Raw genomic sequence first — 23,977 nt, 5'->3', positions numbered from 1 at the left:
CGCTGCCATCTAGCATGACGCCGTCAGCCGACCGGCGCGATCAATGTCTGCCCGGCGGCCGGCATCGACGCATCCAGGTCGTTGAGTTCGCGAATGCGGTCGACAACCTGGCGCAGCGGCGCATCGGGCGCCACCCGGGCCGCAATGTCCTGAAGGGACTCGCCCGCCGCCACCCGCACGACTGCCAGCCGGCCGGGCACGCGACCCGACAAATCCGCCGCACTGCCGTTGACCATGTCGCCGAGGTGCGCCATCAGGCCCAGCCATAGGGTGATCAACCCGGCAAGGACCGCCAGCCCCATCGTCGTCGCCGCCGTGACGGGACGTTTGCGATGGGCAGTCGTCGATATCGCCACCCCGCTCGCCCGATAGCGCAGCGGCGCTCCTGCCGGCCGGGACGGCCCGGGCCGCCGCGGTGGCACCGTCCTGTCCCGGCCGGCAGGAGCGCCGAGCGGGTCACGGACAGGCCCGTTGGTTAGTCTGCGCACGCTCCGGGTACGTGCCGGGATTGCCTGCATGAGTGTCATCTTTTTTTCCTCCGGCTGACATTTGGTCGCTCGTGTGTTCGACACACTAGTCGATTGTGTGTTCGATTTAGCCGAACATTTGATCGAAGCGTGTCGCGCGAGCAAAACGCTGGACCATGCCACCGACAAGCCCCGCCGGTCGCCATCACTGCCATGACGTCGGATACCCGGTCGCGCCGATAGTTACGCGTTTGTGATTCAGCACCTCAACCGAGTGGCTACGCCGCCGGCCCGACTGCGACACACCGGTCGAACACATGTTTGATTCTTCAGCGCCCGCCGGCTACATTCGGTTCCATGAGCGATAGCAAAGCCCCCTCAGTCGGCTCCGTGGATCCCACGCTCACGGAGCGGCAGCGCACCATCTTGAACGTCATCCGCAATTCCGTCACCAACCGCGGATATCCGCCCAGCATTCGTGAGATCGGCGACGCCGTTGGTCTCACGTCGACCTCGTCTGTCGCCCACCAACTGCGCGTTCTGGAACGCAAGGGCTACCTGCGGCGTGACCCGAACCGCCCGCGTGCGGTCGACGTCCGTGGCGTCGACGACGTCGTGACACCGGCTCCGGTCACCGAGATCAGCGGCTCGGACGCGCTACCCGAGCCGACCTTTGTCCCCGTCCTCGGGCGCATCGCGGCCGGCGGCCCGATCCTTGCCGAGGAAGCTGTCGAAGACGTGTTTCCGCTGCCGCGCGAACTGGTTGGCGAGGGGACGCTGTTCCTGCTCAAGGTCGTCGGGGACTCGATGGTCGAAGCCGCGATCTGCGATGGCGACTGGGTGGTGGTGCGGCAGCAGAACGTCGCCGACAACGGCGACATCGTTGCCGCAATGATCGATGGCGAGGCCACGGTCAAGACCTTCAAGCGCGCGGGGGGTCAGGTGTGGCTGATGCCCCACAACCCGGCCTTCGATCCGATACCCGGCAACGACGCAACGGTGCTCGGCAAGGTTGTCACGGTGATCCGCAAAATATAGGACCGAGCCGCCACCCCGACCTCGCCGGGACCGGCAATTGCTAGTCCGCTTTGATGAAACCGTTGGCTTGGGCGGCTTCCTCGCTGGCGAACCAGATCTCGGCGAGCGTGTCGTAGTACAACGCACTGCTGGGCGTGTAATACAAGCCGAACCGGGCACTGGCTTTGATCGGATATCCCTCCGGCGCCTGATAGGGGTCGTGGTCCAGCGGCATGTGGATGGTCGGTCGTATCGTTGGCCCCGGCGCGGCGGCAGCCACGGGCGCCGGAGCGGGTTCCGGCGCGTCGGATGACCCGTCCTCAGGCTCTGCGGCAGCGTGACGACCCGTCCTGCTCTGGGTAGCCGAGACCTCCGGGACGTCGTCCGCCATGGTGGAGTCAGCATCCGCGGCGGCAGCGCGCGGCGCAAAGACGTCGAAGGCGACTTCGGCAACCGCGGTCTCCGGAACGGCCACATCGGGAGCCGCTGCCTCCGGGACCACGGCTTCGGGGGCATAAATTTCTGGTACCGCCGGTTCCCCGGTCACTGTCTCCGGAACGTCGGGCTCGGAACCCGCCGCCTGCACGAGGTCGGCGCGGGTCACGATCGGCGTCGGCGTGGTGTCCACGGCGTCGGGGTTTTCGTCCTCGAATTCGAAACCCATCTCGGACGGGGACAGCGCTTCGCTGCCGGAGGCGTACTCGTCGACACCACCGCTGGTCGCAGCGCCCCGCGGCCAGCTGACCCGCGGCGCGGCCCCGGCATCCGGCCCGTGATGCTCCTGCAGGTGCTGGTCGTCGGCCGGGAAATCTTCGGAGCCGAAATCGATGTCATCGTGCGGCCAGCGCCCGCCGCCGGCGTCATAGCCACCCTCGGCCTCGCGATCCTGGTCTTGCTCGTATGCCTCGTAAGCGGCAGCGGGCTGCCCCGTGCGCCGCCGGCGCACGCCCAACACCACCAGCACGAACATCAGAATCAGCAGCACGACGGGGACCACGGCCACCAGCCACCACCAGTGCCAGGTGAACTTCTTGCCATGTGGTGGCGCCGCCGACGTGCTGGGCTGGTTCTGCCCGGACACCTGCAGCCCGGTCAGCAAGGGCGCCAAATTCGCCGGGTCGGTGGTAAACGTGTTGTTCGCGCGGTTCCAGGACACCTTGCCGCCGGTGAACCTCTGCGACACCACGTCTCCGTCAACGGTCTGGTCGGCTACCGGCGCACCGAGTTTGCCGGTGGCGCCTTTGAGCTTGTCCCAGGCTGCCTTCATCGCACCGCGCACCACGAACGCGCCGTGATCAGGTGTCCAGAAGATCACCGGCTTGTCGGCGGCGGAGAACGCCGCGATCCGACTGGCCGGCGCGATGCCGCCGTCGGATTCGTTCGCGATGGGGAAACCAAGGTCGCTGCTGACCGGTCCACCCAGCAGCTCATACTTGCCCAGGATCGCGCCCTCCACCGCGTTCGCGCCGGTGGCCGGACTGAAGAAGATCTTGCCGCCGGCAAAGTCCTGGGCGATACCGTCACCGCCGATCGGGTACGGCGCGCCCTTCTTGGCTCCCAGCGGACCGGCGGCGCCGCCGGCCGCGCGCCAGGCCATGTTGATGGCCGCGGTCGGGTCGAGCACCACCTGCAAGCCCTTCAACTGATCGGCCAACACCGCCGGGGTGGTGGTGAACTCCTTGGTCTTCCTGTTCCAGGAAACTTCCCCGCCGGTGAACTTCTGGGACACAACGTCCCCGTCGTAGGTTTCATCGGCGACCGGGGCACCCAGCACTCCGCCGGAGCTGCCGAGCTTGTCCCACGCGGCGTTTATCGCGCCGCGCACAACAAACGCGCCGTGGTCGGGCGTCCAAAAGATCACCGGGTTGTCGCTGGCAGAAAAGGTGCTCACCCGACTGTCCGGGCCGGCGAGGCCGGGAACCTCATTGATGGTAGGGAATCCCAAATCGCTGTCGGCCGGGCCGCCCAGCGCCTCATACTTCGCCAGGACCGGGCCGTACAGATACTTGGCGCCCGTATCCGTGGTGTAGAACATCTTGCCGCCATCGAAGTCGAGGCCGAAGCCATCCCCTACGGGATAGACATCACCCTTCCGGGCGCCGAGCGTTGAGGTCTCGCCCCCCGCCTTCTCCCACGCGGCCATCATGGCGGCCTCGGCGTCACCTATTGGAGACGCTGCCGCAGTAGGCGCCAGCAGCCCGACAGCCAGCACCGTAGCCGTCAGGCTGAGCAACGCGCGCCCAAACAGCCTGCTCAATTGACCTCTCTGCCCGTTCACCAAGCCTCCCAGCCGATGCCCTGCCCGCGCCGCGAGCTGGTGGATTGCCACCTGTGGGCCGTCCCCCAGCTACGATCCGCATCGTCGCCGGGCTCGCATTACTTTGCTCTAGCGAACGACAAATGCGAAGTCAAATCGTAAATATTCCGAAAACGGATACCCAGCCGATTCCGAAATGATGCCGGATCGCGCGCGTGTCGCGAGGAACCGCAGCTCGGCCAGCACCGGTTGTAGGTTACCGTGCCCGAGAGCCCAGCCCGACTGACCCGATGAGAGGAAACCCGGCTGACATGGGTGTTTCCGTAGTTGTCTGGGCCCTCACGATCCTCCTCATCGCGGCGCTCATGCTGGTGGATTACGTCTTCCACGTACGGCACATGCACGGCCCGACGCTACGGGAGTCCGCATTATGGTCGGCGATCTTCATCGGTATCGCCGTTCTGTTCGGTGTCGCGGTGGCCGTCTTCGGCAGCGCCGGCATGGCGATCGAGTACTTCGCGAGCTACTTGAGCAATGAAGCACTGTCCGTCGACAACCTGTTCGTGTTTCTGGTGATCATCAGCAGCTTCGGGGTTCCGCGGGTGACACAGCAGAAGGTGCTGCTGTTCGGTATTGCGTTCGCGCTCATCGCGCGCACCGGGTTCATCTTGCTGGGGGCCGCCCTCATCGACAACTTCAACTGGGCGTTCTATGCGTTCGGCCTGGGTCTGCTGGTCATGGCGGGCAACCTCGCCAAACCCGAACAGCCCGAAACCCGTAACGACAACCTGATCCTGCGGCTGGCCAATCGATTCTTGCGGACATCCCAGGACTACAACGGCGACCGATTGTTCGTCGTCGAAGACGGCAGGCGGGTCATGACGCCGCTGCTGCTGGTCATGATCGCCATCGGCGGCAGTGACGTGCTGTTCGCATTCGATTCCGTGCCCGCACTGTTCGGACTGACCCAGAATGTCTACCTGGTGTTCGCCGCGACCGCGTTCTCGCTGTTAGGGCTGCGCCAGTTGTACTTCCTAATCGACAATCTGCTGGATCGGCTGATCTATCTGTCCTACGGGCTGGCAGCGATCCTGGGTTTCATCGGCGTCAAGCTGATGCTGGAAGCGTTGCACGACAACAACGTTCCCTTCATCAATGACGGCAAGCCGGTGCCGATCGTGGAGATCACGACGACGACATCGCTGACAGTGATAGTCGGCGTCCTGTTGATCACGACCGTGGCGTCGGTGTTCTCGGCGCGCGGCCGCCGGCAAAACGCGGTTGCCCGGGCACGCCGGCACGCACTGGAATATCTCGATCTGCATTGCGAGGCCACCCCCGCCGAACGGGAGAAGATCTTCGCGGCGTTGCTGGCCGCCGAACGTGAGATCGGCTCACTCGGAGAAAAAAACCGCAAACAGACCAAGCAGGAAGCCGAGCTGACGACGCTGTTACGGCGGGCGCACCAGGCGCACGAAGCCCACGGGTGAGGCTGGGCTAGACGCCGAGGCTGCGTCCGATGATCTCCTTCATGATCTCGGTGGTGCCACCGTAGATCGTCTGCACCCGGGCATCGAGATAGGCTCGGGCAACCGGGTATTCGCGCATGTAGCCATAGCCGCCGTGCAACTGCAGGCAGCGGTCGATCAGGTGTACCTGCTTCTCGGTGGAATACCACTTGGCCATGGCGGCCTGCTCGGCGGTCAGCTTGCCATCGAGGTGCAGGCGCACGAACTCGTCGACCATGATGCGCACCGCGGTGGCCTCGGTCGCGAGCTCGGCCAGCACGAACCGGCTGTTCTGGAAACTGCCGATCGGCTTGCCAAAGGCCTTGCGCTCCTTGGTGTATTGCAGCGTCTGCTCCAGCACTCCTTCCATCGCCGCGGCCGCCATGATCGCGATGTTGATCCGCTCCTGCGGCAGGTTCTGCATGAGGTAGATGAAACCCATCCCCTCCTCGCCGAGCAGGTTTTCGGCCGGCACCTCCACATCGGTGAACGACAGTTCGGCAGTGTCCTGAGCGTCCAAACCGATTTTGTCCAGATGACGGCCGCGTTCGAATCCCGCCATCCCGCGCTCAACCACCAGCAAACTGAATCCCTGCGCGCCCTTGTCGGGGTCGGTCTGAGCGACGACGATCACCAGGTCGGAGTGGATGCCGTTGGTAATGAATGTCTTTGACCCGTTGAGCACGTAGTGATCACCCTGTTTGACCGCGCGGGTTTTGATGCCCTGCAGGTCGCTGCCGGTGCCAGGTTCGGTCATCGCGATCGCCGTGATCAGCTCGCCGCTGCAGAATTTCGGCAACCAGCGCTGCTTCTGCTCTTCGGTGGTCAAGGCCAAGAGATACGGCAACACGACGTCGTTATGCAACCCGAAGCCGATTCCGCTGTAGCGCCCGAGGGTGGTCTCCTCGGTGATGACCGTGTTGTATCGGAAGTCGTCGTTACCCCCGCCGCCGTATTCCTCGGGCACCGCCATGCCGAGGAAGCCCTGCTTGCCGGCCTCCTGCCACACCCCACGATCGACGATCTTGGCCTTTTCCCATTCGTCGTGGTAAGGCGCCACGTGGCGGTCCAGAAAAGTCCGGTAGGACTCGCGGAACAACTGGTGCTCGGGTTCGAAAAGTGTGCGCTGGTACTTGACGGCACTGCCCATGAATGACCTCCGGCGAAGACAACTCTGCTGCCCAACATATACCAACCAGCCGGTTGGTCGGCAGCTGGCTAGGCCGGTGGTGCAGCTGCGGCCGAGAACTCGCGCAGGCTGGCCGCCAGCGCTTGGGGCACCCTGGCCTTGATCCGGGTACCCTCCGGCTGGTGCTCGGCCTCCTCGACCCGCCCGTCGGTGTGCAGGCGGGCCACCAGGTCACCGCGGTGATACGGGATCAGCAGATCCACCGATGTATCGGGGGGAGCGGCAAGTTCGGCCACCCGCCGCCGCAGCGCGTCGATACCGTCTCCGGAACGGGCCGAGACGAATACCGCGCCCGGCAGCGCGTGACGCAGCTTGGCCAGCGCCAGGTCACTGGCGGCGTCGACCTTGTTGACGACCAGCAGCTCGGGCGGCGCGGCTCCGCCGTCAGCGCCGTGGTCGGCGATCACCTCGGAGATCACTTGACGCACCGCGTTGATCTGGGCCAGCGGGTTCGCGTCGGAGCCGTCGACGACGTGCAGTAGCAGATCCGCGTCGACGACCTCTTCCAAGGTCGAGCGGAACGCTTCGACCAGCTGGGTGGGCAGATGGCGCACGAACCCGACGGTGTCGGTGAGCACGAATGCGCGCCCGTCTGAGAACTCCGCGCGCCGCGTGGTGGGTTCCAGCGTCGCAAATAAGGCGTCCTGGACCAGAACACCGGCCCCGGTCAGTGCGTTGAGCAGGCTGGACTTGCCGGCGTTGGTGTAGCCCACGATGGCGATCGACGGCATGTCGCTGTGCAGCCGGCGGCTGCGCCGGGTGTCGCGGGCCTGTTTCATCTCTTTGATGTCACGTCGCAGCCGGGCCATCCGCTCTCGGATGCGGCGCCGGTCGGTCTCGATCTTGGTTTCACCGGGACCGCGCAGGCCCACTCCCCCGCCGCTGCCACCGGCGCGGCCGCCGGCCTGCCGCGACATCGACTCACCCCAGCCCCGCAGCCGCGGCAGCATGTACTCCATCTGGGCCAGCGAGACCTGGGCCTTGCCTTCACGGCTGGTGGCATGCTGGGCGAAGATGTCGAGGATCAGCGCGGTACGGTCGATGACCTTGACCTTGACCGCCTTCTCCAGCGCGGTGAGCTGGGCCGGGGAGAGTTCTCCGTCGCAGATGACGGTGTCTGCGCCGGTCGCCAGGACGATCTCGCGGAGTTCCTCGGCTTTGCCCGAGCCGATGTAGGTGGACGGGTCGGGGCGGTCGCGGCGCTGGATAAGCCCCTCCAGCACTTCCGAGCCTGCGGTTTCGGCCAGTGCCGCCAACTCGGCCATGCTGGCCTCGGTGTCGGCGGCGCTGCCCTCGGTCCACACGCCGACGAGTACGACACGCTCCAGGCGCAGCTGGCGGTACTCGACCTCGGAGACGTCGGCGAGTTCGGTCGATAAGCCGGCGACACGGCGCAGCGCGGATCTGTCTTCGAGGGCCAGTTCGCCGGTGCTGGGCGCCGACTGGTCTTGCTGGGGAAATTCGGGATATGTCATAGGCAATTAGCAATAGTGCACGCCGAATCGGTGTCGCGCACCTCAATTAACGCTGCTGGGCGCGCCACCATTCCCCGCTGACTTCGCCCGTGGCCACCAGCACCGACGGCCCGCGCAGGAAACTGGTGGCATCGGTGACGGTCACCGTGACCTCGCCGCCGGGCACGCGCACGGCGAGCGTGCCGGTCTCGGTCCCGGCGTGGGCCAGTGCGGCGACGGCGGCCGCGACGGTGCCGGTGCCGCAGGATCGGGTCTCCCCCACCCCGCGCTCGTGAACCCGCATGCAGACCACGCCGTCGGCCGGAGCCGTCAGCACCTCGATGTTGACGCCGTCGGGGAACTGCCGGGCATCGAAGCTCACCGGCGCAGCAACGTCCAGCGCCGCCAGTTCGGCAACCGTCAGCCGGGGGTCCAGACACGCCAGGTGCGGGTTGCCCACGTCGACGGCCAGGCCGGTGAACCGTCGCCCACCGACGACAGCCTCGAACCTGGCCTCACCTGCGCCGAGCCGGTTGGCTTTGCCCATATCGACGGCGATGTCGGCGGTGGTCTGATCGACGCTGTGGACGGTGACCGGCCGCGGCCCGGCCAGCGATCCGACGACGAATTCGTCGCGGCGCTCCAGCCCGCTGGCCCGCAGGTAGTGGGCGAACACCCGCACGCCGTTGCCACACATCTGCGCCACCGACCCGTCGGCATTGCGGTAGTCCATGTACCACTCGGCGCCGCCGACGCCGTCGGGCAGGCGGTCGAGCACACCGGCTGCCATGGCGGCTTGCCCGGTGGTGACCCGAAGCACCCCGTCGGCGCCCAGGCCCCGGCGACGGTCGCACAAGGCGGCAATCTGAGCGGCCGACAGCACCAGCTGGGCCTCGAGGTCGGGCAACAGCACGAAGTCGTTCTCGGTGCCGTGGCCCTTGGCGAACATCACCAGATCAGGATACGTCTTGCCAGCTGTGCAGAGCGCGGTCCACCAGGCCGCCGGCCGAGCTCACATCCAGCCACTGCACCCGGTGATCCCGGCGGAACCAAGACCGCTGCCGCCGGACGTAGCGACGGGTGCCCAGGTACGTCTGCTGGTGGGCCTCGCGTAGTTGGGCAGCGGTCCCGCCGGCGTCCAGCGCCGCGATCACCTGCGCATAACCGAGCGCGCGTGCGGCAGTCACCCCGTGCCGCAGGCCCTGGGCGAGCAGCGCGCGTACTTCGGCAACCAGGCCCTGTTCGAACATCGCGTCGGTTCGCTGCGCCAATCTCTCGTCGAGAAGCGTTGTGGTGCAGTCTAATCCGATAATGACGGTGCCCCACCGCGGCGCGCGGATGCGCGGCGCGGACGCGGCGAAGGGCCGCCCGGTGAGCTCGATCACCTCGAGCGCGCGCACGGTGCGGCGAGCATCGGTGGGCAGGATCACTGCGGCCGCGGCCGGGTCACGGCGAGCCAACTCGGCGTGCAACTCGCCCACCCCGACTTCGGCAAGCCGCTGCTCCCATTGCGCGCGCACCGAGGGATCGGTGGCCGGAAACGACCAGTCGTCGAGCAGCGACTGGATATACAGCATCGAGCCGCCAACTACGATCGGCAGCGCTCCCCGTGCCAGGATGTCCTCGATATCGGCCGTGGCGGCCTGTTGGTAGCGTGCGACGGTCGCGGTTTGGGCGACGTCGAGGACATCGAGTTGATGGTGCGGGAGGCCCCGGCGGTCTTCGACGGACAATTTGGCAGTCCCGATGTCCATGCCGCGGTAGAGCTGCATCGCATCGGCGTTGACGATTTCTGCGCTCGCCTCGCCGGCGAGCCGGGCGGCGATATCCAGCGCCAGTTGCGATTTGCCGGTTCCCGTCGGACCGATGATCGCCAGTGGCCTCATGGCTGCCAAACGCCGATGAAGTACCCCACCCCGTAGGGCGCCCCCCGGTAAAGTTCCTTGGCTGACTGCGGCCCTCCTTCGGTCAGGCCGGCCAGTACCTGAAATGCCGCCCGACCGAGGACCCGCGAGGGCAACGTGTGCAGCGCCGCCACGTCACCGGCTGCCAGTGCGTCGTCGAGGGCCAGCTGGGCGTCGGCGCCGCCAGGGTCGTAACCGCCCGGAGCCCGCGGTGTCAACGTGTTGACGCCGTCCGCCACGACCAGCACGCCAACCGGCTGGGTCACCCGGTCAATCTCGGCACGCAGTTGTCTGCCATGGGCCAGCGCTGCGCCTCGGCCGTGGTCGTCGGCATAGACGCGGACCTGTGCGGTGGCCTCCGGGCACGCCCGGCCCCGCACCCAAGCCGTCATCAGTGCGCACAGGGGCAGTTCAGCCGGCGGTCCGGGTGCGTCGTCGTCGCGCGGTGGCGAGAGCCGGACACCGACGTCGGCACCGAAACCCGCGAACGTGCCGACGGCACCACGGCCCACCACCGCGTCGGCGGGGCCCACCCCAACGCCAATCCACCGCGGCGGCAACATCGCCGCCGCGGTGGTCATCGCAGCGCGGATGTCGGCCAGCTCGTCAGCCGCCGGCCCGGCGAGTTCGGCAACGAGCACGGGCGCGGACGGAACGATCGCGATGGCGCCCAGCACGCCACCAAACTAACGTGTCGACGGCACGCGGACCCAACGGTCCGCGAGCGGGCGTGCGGACCCGGTGGCGGCCCATAGCCGGCAGGATCAGGCGGAGGAGGATCCCCAGACCGGGCCGTCTACCACGATGATGGGATCGGCGACGACGACGGGGTCGGCGACCTGACCGGTATCGGCGACCTGACCGGCCTCAGAATCACGCGTGGCCGACATCGCCGGCGGCGACGCCGGTATCGTGTCGCGCCCGCTCTGAGCGACCATCGTCGCGGCTTCGCCGCGAGCCAGCGCAACGGTCGCAGTGATCACCGCTGCCACCCCAAGTACCAGCACAATCGCTTCCGGGCCGCCGGCTTCCAGGGTCTCGTCGAGCACGGTGACGCCCAGGACCGCCGCCACCACGGGCTTGGCGACCGTGATCGTCGGCAGTGAGGCGGTCAGGGCACCAGCGCGAAAGGCGGATTGCTGGAAGATCATGCCGGCCAATGCCGCCAGCAGCCACGGATAGAACTCCGGTGCCCGCAGCACCGCGCCCAGGCCGTCTTCAGCGACTTCGACCACTCCCTTGGTCAGCACGGCGAACAGCGCGAGCGATGCACCCGACACCACCGCCAGCAACACCGCCGCTTGCGGGCGACCAACCCATACGCGGGCCGCAAGGACGCACAGCACCAAGATGGGGCCCAACACCACACCGACGATGATCCAGGTGTGCAGCGGTGCCCGCTGGTGGCCGGCCGCCGGGTCGCCGACGATGATCACCACCGCCAAGGCGGCCGCCAGCACCACCGCCCACATCCATTCCCAACGGGTGATCCGGTGATGCGCAAACCGCGCGTAGATGGGCAGGGCAAACAGCAGCGCGGTGACCTGCAGCGCGGTCACCAGCATCACCGACGCCCAGGCCAGGGCCAACGCCTGCAGGCTGTAGTTGAGAACTGCGGCCCCGCCGCCCAGCCACCACCGGGTGTCGCGCAGCGAAAGTCCGAACAGCTTCAGGTGGCCCACCTGCTTGTCGGTGATTTCCTGAGCGGATCGTTGACGAATCACGTCGCCCACCGCCGATGCCAGCGCCGCGCACAACGCGATTACCGCGGCGATCTCAACCTTGGACATGGCCGACCCTCCACCTCTCCGCTCGCCTACCAGCGTTCCCCCGGCCAGCTTGACGTACACCCGTTGTTCGCTAGCAGTTCACTGGAAATCCTATGGCGCTGCTCACATTTCTGGTCGCAGATGCGGTTTGCTGGTTGCCCGTTCCTCGCCTCCGAATACTTCCGCGACGACCTGTGCACGAGCTGTGCCCGGCTATGCCGCAGCTGTGAAACCACCATGATCCGAAGGCCGCCGGGATCCATCCCCCGCCCGTTCCCACCAGACGGGCCGCACCGCGAACACCTGCTGGTTCCGGCCTGCGGCCCCCTTGCCGCCGACTCCCCGATGTCCCGCGCCACGCTACCGCTCGTTGGAAAGTCGTCGCGCGCCCACGCCCAACGGCAACCGAACCGTTACCGGCCTCCTGGCCGATCACCGAAAAGCCGGTGCGGCTCGGATAGCGACAGCCATTACGAGACCGCAAGCTGACCTGGCACGTTCAGGTCGCTCACCGGCGCGGTCATCATGGCGGCCTCGTCACGGGCGAGCGCCACGGTCGCGACGATCACCACCGCCACCGCAACCGCGAGCGTGAACAGCTGCCCTTCGCCCGAGTGGATCACCTCGTCGAGCACGGTGACCCCCAGAACTGACGCGATCACCGGTCTGGCCACCGTTATCGTCGGCAGCGATGCCGTCAGCGAACCGGCCCTCAGCGACGATTGTTGAAGCATCAGCCCGATCGGCAGGACCGCCAGCCAGCCGTAAAACTCGGCGGCCCGAAACATCGCCGGGAAGCCGTGACCCAGTTCGGACACCACTGCCTTGGTCAGCACGGTGAACACCGCCAACGCCGCCGATGATGCCAGTGCCAGCAACACCGCCGCCACCGAACCCGACCAGACCCGTGCGCCGACCACGCACAGCAACACCGCGGGGACCAACACGATCGCGACGACCGCCCAGGCCGACAGCGGAGCTCGGGCGTGGCCGGCCGCCGGATCGCCCGCCAGAACGATGACCGCAACCGCGCCGGCCAGCAACACCGCCCACATCCACTCCCTGGCGGTGCACCGGTGGTGGGTCAGCCGAGCGTCTATCGGCAAGGCGAACAGCAGCGCCGTAGCCTGCAAAGATTGCACCAACACCACCGACCCCATGGTCAGTGCCACAGCCTGCAGACCAAAACTGCCCAGGGCCGCCATGCTGCCCAGCCACCACAGCGCATGGCGCAGCGAGAGATGAAACAACGTGAAGTGTCCGACGTCCTCGTCGGTGACCTGCTGAGCAGACCGCTGCAGGGTCACATACCCGACGCCGGCCAGCAACGCAGCGCCCAGCGCGAGCAATGTCGCGAACTCGACGTGGGCCACGATGACCTCCCTGCGAACGGCCGGAAGCGTTCCGACAAAGGTCTGCTACACAGTTGTTCAATAATGACTCTTGTGCGGCTGGTTAAGCATCACAACGGGACTTTCCATTCGAAATGCTTCAATTGCCGCCGGCGCCGCAACTTTGCCGGCCCCAACCCCCCGATGTTCGTGATGTCGCGAATGACCGCGCGGTCAATTTCCGCTGCACCGCACAGCCGAAAATCCGGCTCGAGACAGCAAACCAGCCCACGGTCCGCACCGACCGCGAGCAACCCCGCTGACGCCGGTGACACGGTCGACGCGGGATTCGCCGTCGCCGGCCACAAATCGGGCGTCAGTCATGCTGCCCGCACCTTCCCGCAGGTCCGGCTACCGCGCCGGGGTTGTCGATCACGCCTGCCCGCCGGCAGCCCGGGCGAGCGTCCCCAGCTAACGGAACGATTGCAGCTGTGGGACGGATGCTTCATTTTTGGTGCGCCCGCTATAGCAAGCAATTACCGTCATGATTGCTAGACCGGGGTATGCGGTCAGCAGGTCGGCCGGTGAGTGTGGCTTGCTGGTGCGATTACCCGTTGGTTTGAGGAGTCGGCGATGAGTGCCTCCGCGCGAGGTTCGCGAGTGGGTACCCGGTTCGGGCCCTACTACCTCAAGCGATTGCTGGGCAGCGGCGGCATGGGCGAGGTCTACGAGGCTGTCGACACCGTCAGACAGCGAGTGGTGGCGCTGAAGTTGATGTCGGAGTCGCTAAGCCACGATCCCGTGTTCCGCATGCGGATGCAACGCGAAGCGCGCAATGCGGGCAGGCTGCAGGAACCGCACGTGGTGCCAATCCACGACTACGGAGAAATCGACGGGCAACTGTATTTGGACATGCGCTTGATCGAGGGCACCCACCTGGCGCTGCTGCTGGAACGGTTCGGCCCGGTGACCCCGCCGTGGGCGGTGGCCCTGGTACACCAGGTGGCCTCGGCGCTGGACGCCGCCCATGCGGCCGGGGTGATGCACCGCGACGTGAAACCGGAGAACATTCTGGTCACCCGCGACGACTTCGTGTACCTGGTGGATTTCGGGATTGCCAGTGCGGCAACCGACGAGAAACTGACCCAGCTCGGCAGTGCGGTGGGCACCTGGCGATACATGGCCCCGGAACGATTTTCCGACGCCGAGGTGACGCACCGCGCCGACATCTATTCCTTGACCTGTGTGCTGCACGAGTGCCTGACCGGCACGCCGCCGTATCGTGCCGACAGCGCCGGCATGCTGATCACCGCCCACCTGATGGCGCCGATTCCACGCCCCAGCCAGTTGCGCCCGGGGATCCCCACCGCTTTCGACGCGGTGATCGCCCGGGGGATGGCCAAACGGCCGGAGGACCGCTACGCAAGCGCGGGTGATTTGGCGCAGGCGGCTCATCAGGCGCTCAGTGCACCGCATCAGGCCCAGGAGTTTCGCATCCTCAAGCGCAGCGAGGAGGCGGGCGGCCTCTACGGCGACGCGCTGGCTGAAGGCGACATTACCGGCGTCACCTACGCGGTGCTTTCGACCGGCACGCCATCGGCGGCCACCCCGGTAGCGGCGACAGCGCACCCGGACTTCAACGTGTCCGGGCCGCAAGCACTTCCGTCACTTCCGACGTCGGAGGTGAACGTTTCGTCGTCTGGCCCCGACATCAGCTCCTGGTCCGGTGTCTCCAGCAGCGCACCCGCGCAACCTCCGCCGCTGCCACCACAGCCGCAACCACCACCGCAAAAGGCCGATGGCACACCGCCTTCCGGCCGGGTCGCGCCGTCATGGGCCGGGCGGCTGCGCAACCCGTGGATTCTGCTTGCGGCCGCCGCCCTGGCCGTCGTGCTCGTTTTCGCAGTGCAGGGCATCTGGGTTACCGTTCGGCCGAACACAACGTCAGCTCCCCGGACCGTCACGGCCTCCCCGGCACCGACGTCTCCGGCTTCGACGGCGTCCGCAGACGCGTTGGCCCGGCTGCTGAGCCTGCTGCCGTTGGGCTACGCACCAGGCACGTGCCGGCCTTTCCTGCCGCCCAAAGACGCGCTGGCCAGAGTCATCTGCGACAAGAACGTCGACGCCGGCGGGCCATCCCGGGCGATCTATACGCTGTTCGGGGAAACCGCCACCTTGCGCCAATTCTTCGACGGACTCCTGCGAACCGACATCATGGTCAACTGCCCCGGGGAAACCAAGTCACCGACGGGCTGGCACCGTCCCGACAGCCCACAAGTAAGCGGCATGGTCTTCTGCGCGGTCCAAGAGAGCAGCCCCACCGTGGTGTGGACCAATGAGGCCCAATTGATGATCTGCCTCGCCCAGGGCGATCCCGAGGGACCCAACCTCGACCAGCTCTACGCATGGTGGAAAAAGCACTGGTGAGCGGCGGGGCGATCCGTTGACACGGAGACGACACCGATAAGGTGGCGGCGCACGGCCCGGCAAGCTGCTTCAATACTGTTGGAACCGGTCGGAGACCCTGGTGACACATCGGGCCGTCATCGAAGAGCTGCCGGCCGTACGGGTGCCGCTTCGCGCGGCAGATGCGCGGGTATTCGACGCGCGAAGGGTGCAAAGGGTAGGTGACGAGCACATGACGGCTGACGAGCCCCGCGGCAGCGAACCGCACCCACCGGTGCCGGGGCCGGTTCCGGGTCCCGTGCCGCGTCCGGGACCGCGGCCAGGTCCGGTGTCACGGTCCCTCCGCCACCCGGTGGCGGCACCCCCGCACAGCGATCCGCACCGCTTCGGGCGGGTTGATGACGATGGGACGGTATGGCTGATCACCGCGGCCGGTGAGCGCGTCGTCGGCACCTGGCAGGCAGGCGATGCGGAAGCTGCATTTGCACACTTCGGCAGGCGCTTCGACGACTTGAGCACCGAGGTCACGCTGATGGAAGAGCGGCTGGCCTCGGGCACCGGCGATGCGCGCAAGATCCGGGCCAACGCCATAGCAGTGGCCGAGACCTTACCCACGGCAAGCGTATTGGGAGATATCGACGCGCTTGCGCAAAGACTGGACTCTCTTCGGGAGCGGGCCGAGGCCATGGTCGCAGCCGAGCGCACCCGACGCGACGAGCACCGAGCCGCACAGACTGCGCGCAAGGAGGCGCTGGCCGCCGAAGCCGAGGAGTTGGCTGCCAACTCCACGCAATGGAAGGCCGCCGGTGATCGGATGCGGACCATCCTCGACGAATGGAAGACGATCACCGGTCTGGACCGCAAGGTCGACGATGCGCTGTGGAAGCGGTACTCGGCGGCCCGGGAGACCTTCAACCGCCGGCGCGGGTCCCACTTCGCCGAACTCGACCGGGAGCGTTCGGGTGTGCGGCAGACCAAGGAGCGGCTCTGCGAACGCGCCGAGGAGCTGTCCGATTCGACGGACTGGACAGCCACCAGCGCGGAATTCCGCAAACTGCTCACCGAATGGAAGGCCGCCGGACGGACCAGTAAGGACGTCGACGACGCCTTGTGGCGCCGTTTCAAGGCCGCCCAGGATTCCTTCTTTACGGCTCGCAATGCCGCGACGGCGGAAAAGGATGCCGAGCTGCAGGCCAATGCCGCGGCCAAAGAAGCACTGCTGGCCCAGGCCGAAAAGCTCGACACCAGCAACCTTGATACGGCCCGGGCGGCGCTGAGATCCATTGCCGACAAGTGGGATGCGATTGGCCGGGTGCCGCGGGAACGCTCCGCGGAGTTGGAGCGTCGCCTGCGCGCGGTCGAAAAGAAGGTGCGCGATGCCGGCGAATCGGAGTGGGCGGACCCGCAGGCCCAGGCCCGCGCCGAGCAGTTCCGCGCCCGCGCCGAGCAATTCGAGCAGCAGGCTGCGAAGGCCGCGGCGGCCGGCAAGGCCAAGGAAGCCGAACAGGCCAAGGCGAATGCCGAACAGTGGCGGCAATGGGCCGAAGCTGCCGCCGACGCCCTGAGCCGTAGGTCCTAGTGGTCTCCTAGTGGTCTGCTAGTGGTCACCGCCGTTGGTGGCCGTGCCGTTGCGGGGCTCGCCGGGCGGGTCCAGGCTGTCCAACAACGATTGGGATTGTTGCTGAGCCGCCAAGTGGCGACGTTGTTCTTCGGCCGCGAGTTGCACCAGGGTGCGCTGCCACACCACCCGTGCCCAATGGAACGTCAGCAGCATCACGGTGATCCACGAGACGATAAGGCCACTACCCGGCCCGGGGTGACCTGCGGCGACAGTCTGGCGCGACCACACCGCCAATAGCCCGGTGGCACTGGCCAGTCCCGACCCCACCAGCGCGATCCAGGCCAGTGACCAGCGCCGGGTCATCAAGGCCAGCATCGAGAAGCCGACGCCGAAAATCAGCGCCAACCATGCAAAGACCCGCGACGGCAACGCGACCGCTGCGGCGCCTGCGCCATGGCTGCTGAACAGTACGTCCCAACCCCGCACGCTGCCGGTGTGCGGCAAGATGAAGGATCCCAGCAGCACGAACACCAGAACCGCGACCACGAAACCCCTTGCGCCAGGCTCGATCTCACCTGCAACACGGCGTTCTGCCGCCTCGATTTCAGACCGGTAGGCGTCAAAATCTGCCACGTCAACTTCTCCGTTCATCGCAAAGCCCCTTACCCGGATCGACCGCCGGACCGCACCCGGCGCTCCAACCCACGGGTTCGGCGGCGACCGGGCGTCCGATACCGGGCATTCCGAGGCCGACTCCGGGTGATCGCTGTCCGGCGGCGTAGGCGTCCCCGGCGCGGGTGCGGCGGTGAGTGATGACCCCCGCGTCGGCGATGAGATGGTGCGGGGCGGCGCCCGTGACCTTCGTGGTGACGATATCGCCGGGACGCACCTGCCGATCGCCCGCTTTGAAATGGACCAGTCGCCCGTCGCGCGCCCGTCCGCTCATGCGCGACGTACGGCTGTCTTTGCGTCCTTCACCGGTGGCGACCAGCACCTCAACGGTCTGCCCCACAATGTCTGCGTTGCCCTCGAGTGAGATCTGCTCCTGCAGCTCGATGAGCCGCTCATACCGTTGCTGCACGATGGCTTTCGGTAGTTGCCCGTCGAAGCCGGCGGCCGGAGTACCGGGGCGTTTGGAGTACTGGAAGGTAAACGCGGCTGAGAAACGGGCCTGACGCACCACGTCGAGGGTGGCCGCGAAGTCCTCCTCGGTCTCCCCGGGAAAGCCCACGATCAGGTCGGTGGTGATGGCAGCGTGCGGCATCGCCGCACGAACCCGTTCGATGATGCCGAGATAGCGCTCGGCGCGATAAGACCGCCGCATCGCACGCAGAATTCGGTCGGAGCCGGATTGCAGGGGCATGTGCAGGGCGGGACAGACATTGGGTGTGTGCGCCATCGCCTCGATCACGTCGTCGGTGAACTCGGCGGGATGTGGTGAGGTGAACCGGACACGTTCCAGCCCAGGCACCTGGCCGCAGGCGCGCAGCAATTCGGCGAATGCGCCCCGGTTGCGGGGCAGGAGGGGGTCGGCGAACGACACACCGTAGGCGTTGACGTTTTGGCCCAGCAGCGTGACTTCGAGCACACCGGCATCCACGAGCGAGTGCAGCTCGGCCAGGATGTCCTCCGGACTGCGGTCGATCTCCTTGCCGCGCAGCGCCGGAACGATGCAGAAGGTACAGCTGTTGTTGCACCCGACGGAAATCGAAACCCAAGCGGCGTAAGCCGATTCGCGAGCACTCGGCAGCGAGGACGGGAACTGCTGCAGCGCCTCGGCGATTTCGACTTGGGCGACCTTGTTGTGCCGGGCCCGCTCGAGCAGCGTGGGCAATGACCCGATGTTGTGCGTCCCGAAGACGACGTCGACCCAGGGCGCTTTGCGCAGCACCGCGTCTCGATCCTTCTGTGCCAGACAACCCCCGACCGCGATCTGCATCTCCGGATTGGCGCGCTTGCGCGGGGCCAGGTGACTGAGGTTGCCGTACAGCTTGTTGTCGGCGTTCTCGCGAACAGCGCAGGTATTGAACACCACGACGTCGGCGCCTCCAAAATCTGTGCCGTCGGCGGCACGCTGGTAACCGGCAGCTTCGAGCAGGCCGGCCAAGCGCTCCGAGTCGTGGACGTTCATCTGGCAGCCGTAGGTGCGCACCTGATAGGTGCGCACCGCAGCAGGCGCGGCGTTGACCGCTGCATCCGCAGCCTGAGACTGCTGGGCCACCGTCGAAGTCACGGGGCCATGGTACGGCGACCGGACGGTTCGCGTCGGGTCGCCTAGACCCGGCGCCGCTCCCGTTCTGCGGCCAGCTCGGCGATGACCACCTCGCATGCCACGGTCTGGCTGTAGCCGCGGCGGGCCAGCATCGCCACCAGCCGGCGGCTGACCCGCGTTTCGTCCCTGTTGTCCTCGCCCAGTGTCTCCCTTCGCAGCCGGGCCCGCACCAGTTGCTCAGCCCGCGCCCGCTCGGCGCCGGCATCGATCCCGGCCAGCACCGTTGTGATCACATCGTTGTCCACACCCTTGGTATGCAGCTCAGCAGCCAAGGCGCGCCTGCTTTTTCCCGTGTTGGCTCGCCGGGACTGCACCCACTGTTCGGCGAAGTCGGTGTCATCCACCAAACCAACAGCGGCTAGCCGATCCAACACCCGGTTGCTGATGTCGTCTGGATATCCACGCTTGGCTAGCTGGCCGGATAGCTCGGCCCGGGTCCGTGATCGCGCGGTGAGCAGGCGCAGGCACAGCGCCCGCGCCTGCTCTTCGCGAGATGGCTCAGAAGTCGACGGGGGCGGGCAAGACGTCATTTGAGGGGTCATCGGTCACCACTGCGCCAATGCCAAGCTTTTCCTTGATCTTCTTCTCGATCTCGTTAGCCACGTCGACGTTCTCCATCAGGAAGTTGCGGGCATTTTCCTTGCCCTGGCCGAGCTGCTCGCCCTCGTAGGTGAACCAGGCCCCGGACTTGCGGATAAAACCCTGGTCCACACCCATATCGATCAGGGAGCCCTCTCTGCTGATGCCCTTGCCGTAGAGGATGTCGAACTCGGCCTGCTTGAACGGCGGCGACACCTTGTTCTTGACGATCTTGACCCGGGTGCGGTTGCCGACCGCATTGGTGCCGTCCTTGAGCGTCTCGATCCGTCGCACGTCCATGCGCACCGACGCGTAGAACTTCAGCGCCTTTCCGCCGGTGGTCGTTTCGGGCGATCCGAACATGACCCCGATCTTGTCGCGGAGCTGGTTGATGAAGATCGCCGTGGTTCCCGAATTGTTCAGCGCGCCAGTCATTTTCCGCAGCGCCTGGCTCATCAGCCGGGCCTGCAGGCCGACATGGCTATCCCCCATCTCACCTTCGAGCTCCGCGCGCGGAACCAGCGCCGCCACCGAGTCGATGACCACGATGTCCAGCGCCCCCGACCTGATCAGCATGTCGGCGATCTCGAGCGCCTGTTCACCGGTGTCCGGCTGGCTGACCAGCAGGGAATCGGTGTCCACACCGAGCTTCTTGGCGTACTCCGGATCCAGCGCGTGTTCAGCATCGATGAACGCCGCAACACCGCCGGCGGCCTGCGCGTTGGCCACCGCATGCAAGGCCACGGTGGTCTTACCCGAAGACTCCGGACCGTAAATCTCGATCACCCGGCCGCGCGGCAAGCCGCCGATACCCAGGGCGACGTCCAGTGCGATGGACCCGGTCGGAATGACAGATATCGGTTGACGCACCTCGTCGCCGAGGCGCATCACCGAACCTTTGCCGTAACTCTTCTCGATCTGGGCCATCGCCAATTCGAGAGCTTTCTCACGATCGGGGGCTTGCGCCATGGTGCCTCTCCTATAGTCGGTGTTCGGTTGACCGGTATCGGTCGGTTGGCCGTGACACTAGAGAAGGCCACCGACAAGTTGACCCTTCGCCAATGTTCACCACAGTAGCCGAACACCTGTTCGACTCAAGTGGACACGCCGAACATGGCGACATCAGCTGTTGACGACGACATGGATATCTCCGCGGAGCTCGCCGAAATCGCTACATATGGCGGCTTTTTCGCATTGAGCACGGGCGCAGACGGTACCGGATGGCATCCCGTCGTCCAGTCTTACTCCGACGGGTTCGCCGACTTGGTCGAGGCAACCGCCCGGCGCTACCGCACCGCGGAACTCAGGATCGGCGCCTCGCTGGTTCATCTCGGCCACGCCGCCCGGCTGTGGTCGCCGGTGCTGGCCTGCGCGCTGGCCCACGGCGTGCTGCCGGACCTGAGCGACCTGCAACGCGCCGACGACACCGCGCAACTCAGACTTCCCGAGCCCGTGGGCCAGCCTGTGCCGGCTCCCCCGGAGCTCCCGGACGCGTTGTACCGCGTTGTCGTGCGCGACCACATGGAACAGTTCGCGGCCGGCCTTGAGGTCAAGTTGGCCCCCGGCCTGCTATGCGGCAATATCGCGTCGGCACTGGTCGGAACGTCCCGCGTGCTGCTGTCGCTACGGCCCGACCTGCGGATGCCGATCGTCGAAACCACCACTTCCCTGCTGCGCATCGGCAGGATGGCCGCCACCGGTGTGCTCACCGGCCCCAACCTCGGCTTCAAGCGGCGCAGCTGCTGCCTGTTCTATCGGGTGCCGGCGGGATCGACATGCGGCGATTGCCCGCTTGAGCGTGGCGAGTCTGCCTCCAGTGCATCGAACCCGCGGTGAGCGCGTGTTGTGGGCCTTGGGCTCAAGTGGTCGCTGCAACACCTGATTGATTGAGAGGGTGTTGCGTTGTGGCTTTTCGAGGTCATGGTGTGAAGCTTGCCGTCGAGGTGGTGGCGGCGGTTCGCGAAGAGTTCTGGAAGGCGCTGGAGTCGGGTTTGTCACCGACGGCGGCTGCCACCGTCGCCGGGGTCGGCGGGTGCGACGGGCCGAAAGTGGGCCAAGGCTGCGGGGTATCAAAGGAATCCCAAGCACTGCGGTACGCGGTATTCGGCCCATCCACAGGCGTTCTGGGATGCACTGCGCACGGGGATGACCCCGACGGAAGCTGCGGTGGTCGCCGGTGTGTCAGAAAACGCTGCGCGGTGCTGGGTCGCGCAAGCTGGATTTGTGCCGAGAACACCTTTTCCCGCTGGTCTAGAGCTTGTCGTGCCATCCGGGCGTTTGTTGTCATTTCTGGAGCGGTGCCGCTTGGAGCAGCTGCTTGAGGCAGGACATTCCCAGGCCGCGGCGGCCCGCCTGTTGGAGCGAGATCGCTCGACGATTGGTCGAGAGGTTGGGCGCGGCGCCACGGGTTCGGGATACCGTGCGCGGGTCGGACAAGACGTGGCTGAGGCCAACGCTAAACGCCCGAAGGCGCGCAAGCTCGGGGGATGCCCCCCGCCCTGCTCGAGGCGGTTCTGTAAGGCTTGAGAAAGCGGCACAGTCCCGAGCAGATCGCGGGCCGGCTGCGCGCGGACTTCCCCGATGATCGGGAGATGTGGGTGTCACACGAGACGATCTATCAAGCCATGTATGTCCAGCCGCGCGGGGAATTGGCCCGGCTGGTCAAAGACGCGCTGCGTACCGGCCGTACTCAGCGAAAGTCGCAGGGCCGCAAGCCAACCGGCGTCGGCAAGCTCAAGGGAATGATCAACATCAGTGAGCGTCCCGCCGAAGCCGATGACCGCGCGATCCCCGGACATTGGGAAGGGGATTTAGTGCGCCACGAGGCGCTGTGTGACCGAGCAGAGGTGAGAGACCTGCGCCGTTGTGCTGTCGCAGCAGCATAGCGAAGCTGGGGGCAGCCCGAACCGGGAGACGCCGGTAAGGGTGGCAAGCAGCCCCGACGACGACGGGACAGACTAGGACTACCGGATGGTCTGGGTCCGGCAAGCATGAGGAGAAGGTGTGCGCGAGGAACCAGTGCTTTAACGCCTCTTAAGTCTTCCGCCAGCTCTAACCCGGTGGATTCGGGCTGGATTGCGATGCGCACCAACATCGTCGGTATTGCGATGTTGGGAACTCCGGTTGCGGTTTAGGTCGCTGTCGCCGGAGGCCACGGTGAATGCCTGCGGCGTAGCTGTGGCGATGTCGCAGGGGCATAGCTGGGCACCTCCCTCCTCGAGCGGTTCGCAGTGAACGTGGGAACCACCACGAGGCTCCCGAGCATCGGCCTCAGCCAGAGGCCAATGGCTCGGGTTGATACGTCGTCTGTCGATGGCCACGTGGTGGGGCGGAGGGGCCGTAGTAGTCCGAGCGGGGGAAAGCCCCGCACATGGCCAAGGGCCCCAGCGGAATTGATGCAGCGAGCAAGTCACGAACGGAGGCACTGGTGAATACCGGTGAGCTGGCATGGCCCGATCCCGATCAGGCGGCATGGCGGGTACGACAGATGCAACGCAAGCTGCACCACTGGGCGGTCGAGGATTCCGACCGCTGTTTTGACGATGTGTTCAACCTTGTCTGCCACCCGGATTTTCTCACCGTCGCGTGGGAGCGGGTGCGGGGTAATAAGGGCGCACGCTCGGCCGGTGTTGACCGGCTGGCACCTGCGTCCATCACAGGAAACGCCGAGACGGTGGCATTTCTGGGTCAAGTACGAGGCGAGCTGAAGCCTCGGACATTTGCTCCACTTCCGGTGCGGGAGAGATTGATTCCCAAACCGAGCAGCAGCAAACTCAGACGCCTCGGCATCCCCACGGCGATGGACCGCACGGTGCAGGCGTCGTTGCTGTTGGTGTTGGAGCCGATCTTTGAGGCGGATTTCAAACCGGTCAGTTACGGTTTCCGTCCCAGACGTCGCGCTCAGGACGCGATCGCTGAGATTCACACTTTGGGGTCCCGGAACTATCACTGGGTCTTCGAGGCAGACATCACAGCGTGTTTCGACGAACTGTCCCATGCCGCAATCATGGAACAGGTCCGTCAGCGGATCGTCGATAAACGTGTATTGGCCCTGATCAAGGCGTTCCTGAAGGCCGGCATCATGTCCGGCGACGGGACGGTCAGGGATTCCGACGCCGGCACGCCCCAGGGCGGCAGTGCGACGCGAGGTCGCACGTTTGTGAGTGGATGCACCGAGGGAGGTTCGATTATGTCGATGGTGTAGTCCCCGATCGGTGTCCGCGGATCGGTCCTCGCCCCGACGTGCGTTGCTGGTAACGGCAG

Annotated in this window: 21 protein-coding genes; 8 read left to right on the top strand and 13 right to left on the bottom strand. The window is 66.2% G+C overall.

Annotation, left to right across the window (positions count from 1 at the left end; all coding sequences use genetic code 11):
• Positions 1–23 precede the first annotated feature (23 nt).
• The gene (locus tag EET13_RS10335; RefSeq protein ID WP_122442232.1) at positions 24–527 is read right to left on the bottom strand and encodes a LysM peptidoglycan-binding domain-containing protein; all 504 of its coding nucleotides are present in this window, start codon (positions 525–527) and stop codon (positions 24–26) included.
• Between the two features lie 297 nt (positions 528–824).
• On the opposite strand from EET13_RS10335, the gene lexA reads away from it, so the two are divergent.
• Positions 825–1,505 (top strand): transcriptional repressor LexA, encoded by a 681-nt coding sequence (gene lexA, locus EET13_RS10330; RefSeq protein ID WP_122442202.1) that lies wholly within the window; start codon positions 825–827, stop codon positions 1,503–1,505.
• Positions 1,506–1,545: 40 nt separating this feature from the next.
• On the opposite strand, the gene EET13_RS10325 is transcribed toward lexA, so the two are convergent.
• Entirely contained in the window at positions 1,546–3,762 is a 2,217-nt protein-coding gene (locus tag EET13_RS10325) for an LGFP repeat-containing protein (RefSeq protein ID WP_211189051.1), read from the bottom strand.
• A 290-nt stretch (positions 3,763–4,052) separates the two neighbouring features.
• On the opposite strand from EET13_RS10325, the gene EET13_RS10315 reads away from it, so the two are divergent.
• Entirely contained in the window at positions 4,053–5,231 is a 1,179-nt protein-coding gene (locus tag EET13_RS10315) for a TerC/Alx family metal homeostasis membrane protein (protein ID WP_122442200.1), read from the top strand.
• A gap of 7 nt (positions 5,232–5,238) precedes the next feature.
• On the opposite strand, the gene EET13_RS10310 is transcribed toward EET13_RS10315, so the two are convergent.
• The 7 genes from EET13_RS10310 to EET13_RS10280 form a co-directional block, all read right to left on the bottom strand.
• Positions 5,239–6,399 (bottom strand): acyl-CoA dehydrogenase family protein, encoded by a 1,161-nt coding sequence (locus EET13_RS10310; RefSeq protein WP_122442199.1) that lies wholly within the window; start codon positions 6,397–6,399, stop codon positions 5,239–5,241.
• A 68-nt stretch (positions 6,400–6,467) separates the two neighbouring features.
• Positions 6,468–7,913: a GTPase HflX gene (hflX, locus tag EET13_RS10305; RefSeq protein ID WP_122442198.1), complete on the bottom strand. Its 1,446-nt coding sequence runs from the start codon at positions 7,911–7,913 to the stop codon at positions 6,468–6,470.
• A 46-nt stretch (positions 7,914–7,959) separates the two neighbouring features.
• Positions 7,960–8,844, bottom strand: coding sequence for a diaminopimelate epimerase (gene dapF, locus EET13_RS10300; protein ID WP_122442197.1), 885 nt, complete (start codon positions 8,842–8,844; stop codon positions 7,960–7,962).
• A 4-nt stretch (positions 8,845–8,848) separates the two neighbouring features.
• Positions 8,849–9,778, bottom strand: coding sequence for a tRNA (adenosine(37)-N6)-dimethylallyltransferase MiaA (miaA, locus tag EET13_RS10295; RefSeq protein ID WP_122442196.1), 930 nt, complete (start codon positions 9,776–9,778; stop codon positions 8,849–8,851).
• Positions 9,775–10,473: a class III extradiol ring-cleavage dioxygenase family protein gene (locus EET13_RS10290; protein WP_122442195.1), complete on the bottom strand. Its 699-nt coding sequence runs from the start codon at positions 10,471–10,473 to the stop codon at positions 9,775–9,777. Before EET13_RS10290 ends, miaA begins: the two co-directional genes overlap by 4 nt.
• Positions 10,474–10,560: 87 nt before the next feature.
• Positions 10,561–11,586, bottom strand: coding sequence for a DMT family transporter (locus tag EET13_RS10285; RefSeq protein WP_168990740.1), 1,026 nt, complete (start codon positions 11,584–11,586; stop codon positions 10,561–10,563).
• A gap of 449 nt (positions 11,587–12,035) precedes the next feature.
• Entirely contained in the window at positions 12,036–12,938 is a 903-nt protein-coding gene (locus EET13_RS10280; RefSeq protein ID WP_122442194.1) for a DMT family transporter, read from the bottom strand.
• Positions 12,939–13,529: 591 nt separating this feature from the next.
• Here EET13_RS10280 and EET13_RS10270 point away from each other — a divergent pair.
• A complete protein-coding gene (locus EET13_RS10270; RefSeq protein WP_122442192.1) occupies positions 13,530–15,323 on the top strand; it encodes a serine/threonine-protein kinase in 1,794 nt (597 codons plus the stop codon).
• A gap of 211 nt (positions 15,324–15,534) precedes the next feature.
• Entirely contained in the window at positions 15,535–16,881 is a 1,347-nt protein-coding gene (locus EET13_RS10265) for a DUF349 domain-containing protein (RefSeq protein ID WP_122442231.1), read from the top strand.
• An 18-nt stretch (positions 16,882–16,899) separates the two neighbouring features.
• Here the strand turns inward: EET13_RS10265 and EET13_RS10260 are convergent, their stop codons facing one another.
• From EET13_RS10260 to recA, 4 genes are read right to left on the bottom strand one after another with little or no spacing between them, the layout of a single operon-like run.
• Positions 16,900–17,514, bottom strand: a complete 615-nt coding sequence (locus EET13_RS10260; RefSeq protein WP_122442191.1) for an Rv2732c family membrane protein — start codon at positions 17,512–17,514, stop codon at positions 16,900–16,902.
• Positions 17,498–19,096, bottom strand: coding sequence for a tRNA (N6-isopentenyl adenosine(37)-C2)-methylthiotransferase MiaB (gene miaB, locus EET13_RS10255; protein ID WP_168990739.1), 1,599 nt, complete (start codon positions 19,094–19,096; stop codon positions 17,498–17,500). The genes EET13_RS10260 and miaB overlap by 17 nt, the downstream gene beginning before the upstream one ends.
• 41 nt (positions 19,097–19,137) lie before the next feature.
• A complete protein-coding gene (gene recX, locus EET13_RS10250) occupies positions 19,138–19,677 on the bottom strand; it encodes a recombination regulator RecX (RefSeq protein ID WP_425293665.1) in 540 nt (179 codons plus the stop codon).
• Entirely contained in the window at positions 19,634–20,683 is a 1,050-nt protein-coding gene (gene recA, locus EET13_RS10245; protein WP_122442188.1) for a recombinase RecA, read from the bottom strand. The genes recX and recA overlap by 44 nt, the downstream gene beginning before the upstream one ends.
• Before the next feature lie 171 nt (positions 20,684–20,854).
• On the opposite strand from recA, the gene EET13_RS10240 reads away from it, so the two are divergent.
• From EET13_RS10240 to EET13_RS10225, 4 genes are all read left to right on the top strand, one after another.
• Positions 20,855–21,550, top strand: a complete 696-nt coding sequence (locus tag EET13_RS10240) for a (2Fe-2S)-binding protein (protein ID WP_122442230.1) — start codon at positions 20,855–20,857, stop codon at positions 21,548–21,550.
• A 309-nt stretch (positions 21,551–21,859) separates the two neighbouring features.
• Positions 21,860–22,240: a helix-turn-helix domain-containing protein gene (locus EET13_RS31320; RefSeq protein ID WP_122442187.1), complete on the top strand. Its 381-nt coding sequence runs from the start codon at positions 21,860–21,862 to the stop codon at positions 22,238–22,240.
• Positions 22,237–22,599: a hypothetical protein gene (locus EET13_RS10230; RefSeq protein ID WP_122442186.1), complete on the top strand. Its 363-nt coding sequence runs from the start codon at positions 22,237–22,239 to the stop codon at positions 22,597–22,599. Before EET13_RS31320 ends, EET13_RS10230 begins: the two co-directional genes overlap by 4 nt.
• A 542-nt stretch (positions 22,600–23,141) precedes the next feature.
• A complete protein-coding gene (locus tag EET13_RS10225; protein ID WP_211189050.1) occupies positions 23,142–23,918 on the top strand; it encodes a reverse transcriptase domain-containing protein in 777 nt (258 codons plus the stop codon).
• The last annotated feature ends 59 nt before the right edge of the window (positions 23,919–23,977 follow it).

This window comes from Mycobacterium attenuatum (genome assembly GCF_900566085.1).
GTDB lineage: Bacteria > Actinomycetota > Actinomycetes > Mycobacteriales > Mycobacteriaceae > Mycobacterium > Mycobacterium attenuatum.
Note: the sequence above shows the minus strand (reverse complement) of the source record. Positions and strands in the feature narration are given on the sequence as shown.

What these genes read in the sequence shown, in the direction of transcription:
- EET13_RS10335 (WP_122442232.1), bottom strand. Translation starts at nt 527, where the DNA reads ATGACACTCATGCAGGCAATCCCGGCACGTACCCGGAGCGTGCGCAGA.
- lexA (WP_122442202.1), top strand. Translation starts at nt 825, where the DNA reads ATGAGCGATAGCAAAGCCCCCTCAGTCGGCTCCGTGGATCCCACGCTC.
- EET13_RS10315 (WP_122442200.1), top strand. Translation starts at nt 4,053, where the DNA reads ATGGGTGTTTCCGTAGTTGTCTGGGCCCTCACGATCCTCCTCATCGCG.
- EET13_RS10310 (WP_122442199.1), bottom strand. Translation starts at nt 6,399, where the DNA reads ATGGGCAGTGCCGTCAAGTACCAGCGCACACTTTTCGAACCCGAGCAC.
- hflX (WP_122442198.1), bottom strand. Translation starts at nt 7,913, where the DNA reads ATGACATATCCCGAATTTCCCCAGCAAGACCAGTCGGCGCCCAGCACC.
- miaA (WP_122442196.1), bottom strand. Translation starts at nt 9,778, where the DNA reads ATGAGGCCACTGGCGATCATCGGTCCGACGGGAACCGGCAAATCGCAA.
- EET13_RS10285 (WP_168990740.1), bottom strand. Translation starts at nt 11,586, where the DNA reads ATGTCCAAGGTTGAGATCGCCGCGGTAATCGCGTTGTGCGCGGCGCTG.
- EET13_RS10270 (WP_122442192.1), top strand. Translation starts at nt 13,530, where the DNA reads ATGAGTGCCTCCGCGCGAGGTTCGCGAGTGGGTACCCGGTTCGGGCCC.
- EET13_RS10265 (WP_122442231.1), top strand. Translation starts at nt 15,535, where the DNA reads ATGACGGCTGACGAGCCCCGCGGCAGCGAACCGCACCCACCGGTGCCG.
- EET13_RS10260 (WP_122442191.1), bottom strand. Translation starts at nt 17,514, where the DNA reads ATGAACGGAGAAGTTGACGTGGCAGATTTTGACGCCTACCGGTCTGAA.
- recX (WP_425293665.1), bottom strand. Translation starts at nt 19,677, where the DNA reads ATGACCCCTCAAATGACGTCTTGCCCGCCCCCGTCGACTTCTGAGCCA.
- recA (WP_122442188.1), bottom strand. Translation starts at nt 20,683, where the DNA reads ATGGCGCAAGCCCCCGATCGTGAGAAAGCTCTCGAATTGGCGATGGCC.
- EET13_RS10240 (WP_122442230.1), top strand. Translation starts at nt 20,855, where the DNA reads ATGGATATCTCCGCGGAGCTCGCCGAAATCGCTACATATGGCGGCTTT.
- EET13_RS31320 (WP_122442187.1), top strand. Translation starts at nt 21,860, where the DNA reads ATGACCCCGACGGAAGCTGCGGTGGTCGCCGGTGTGTCAGAAAACGCT.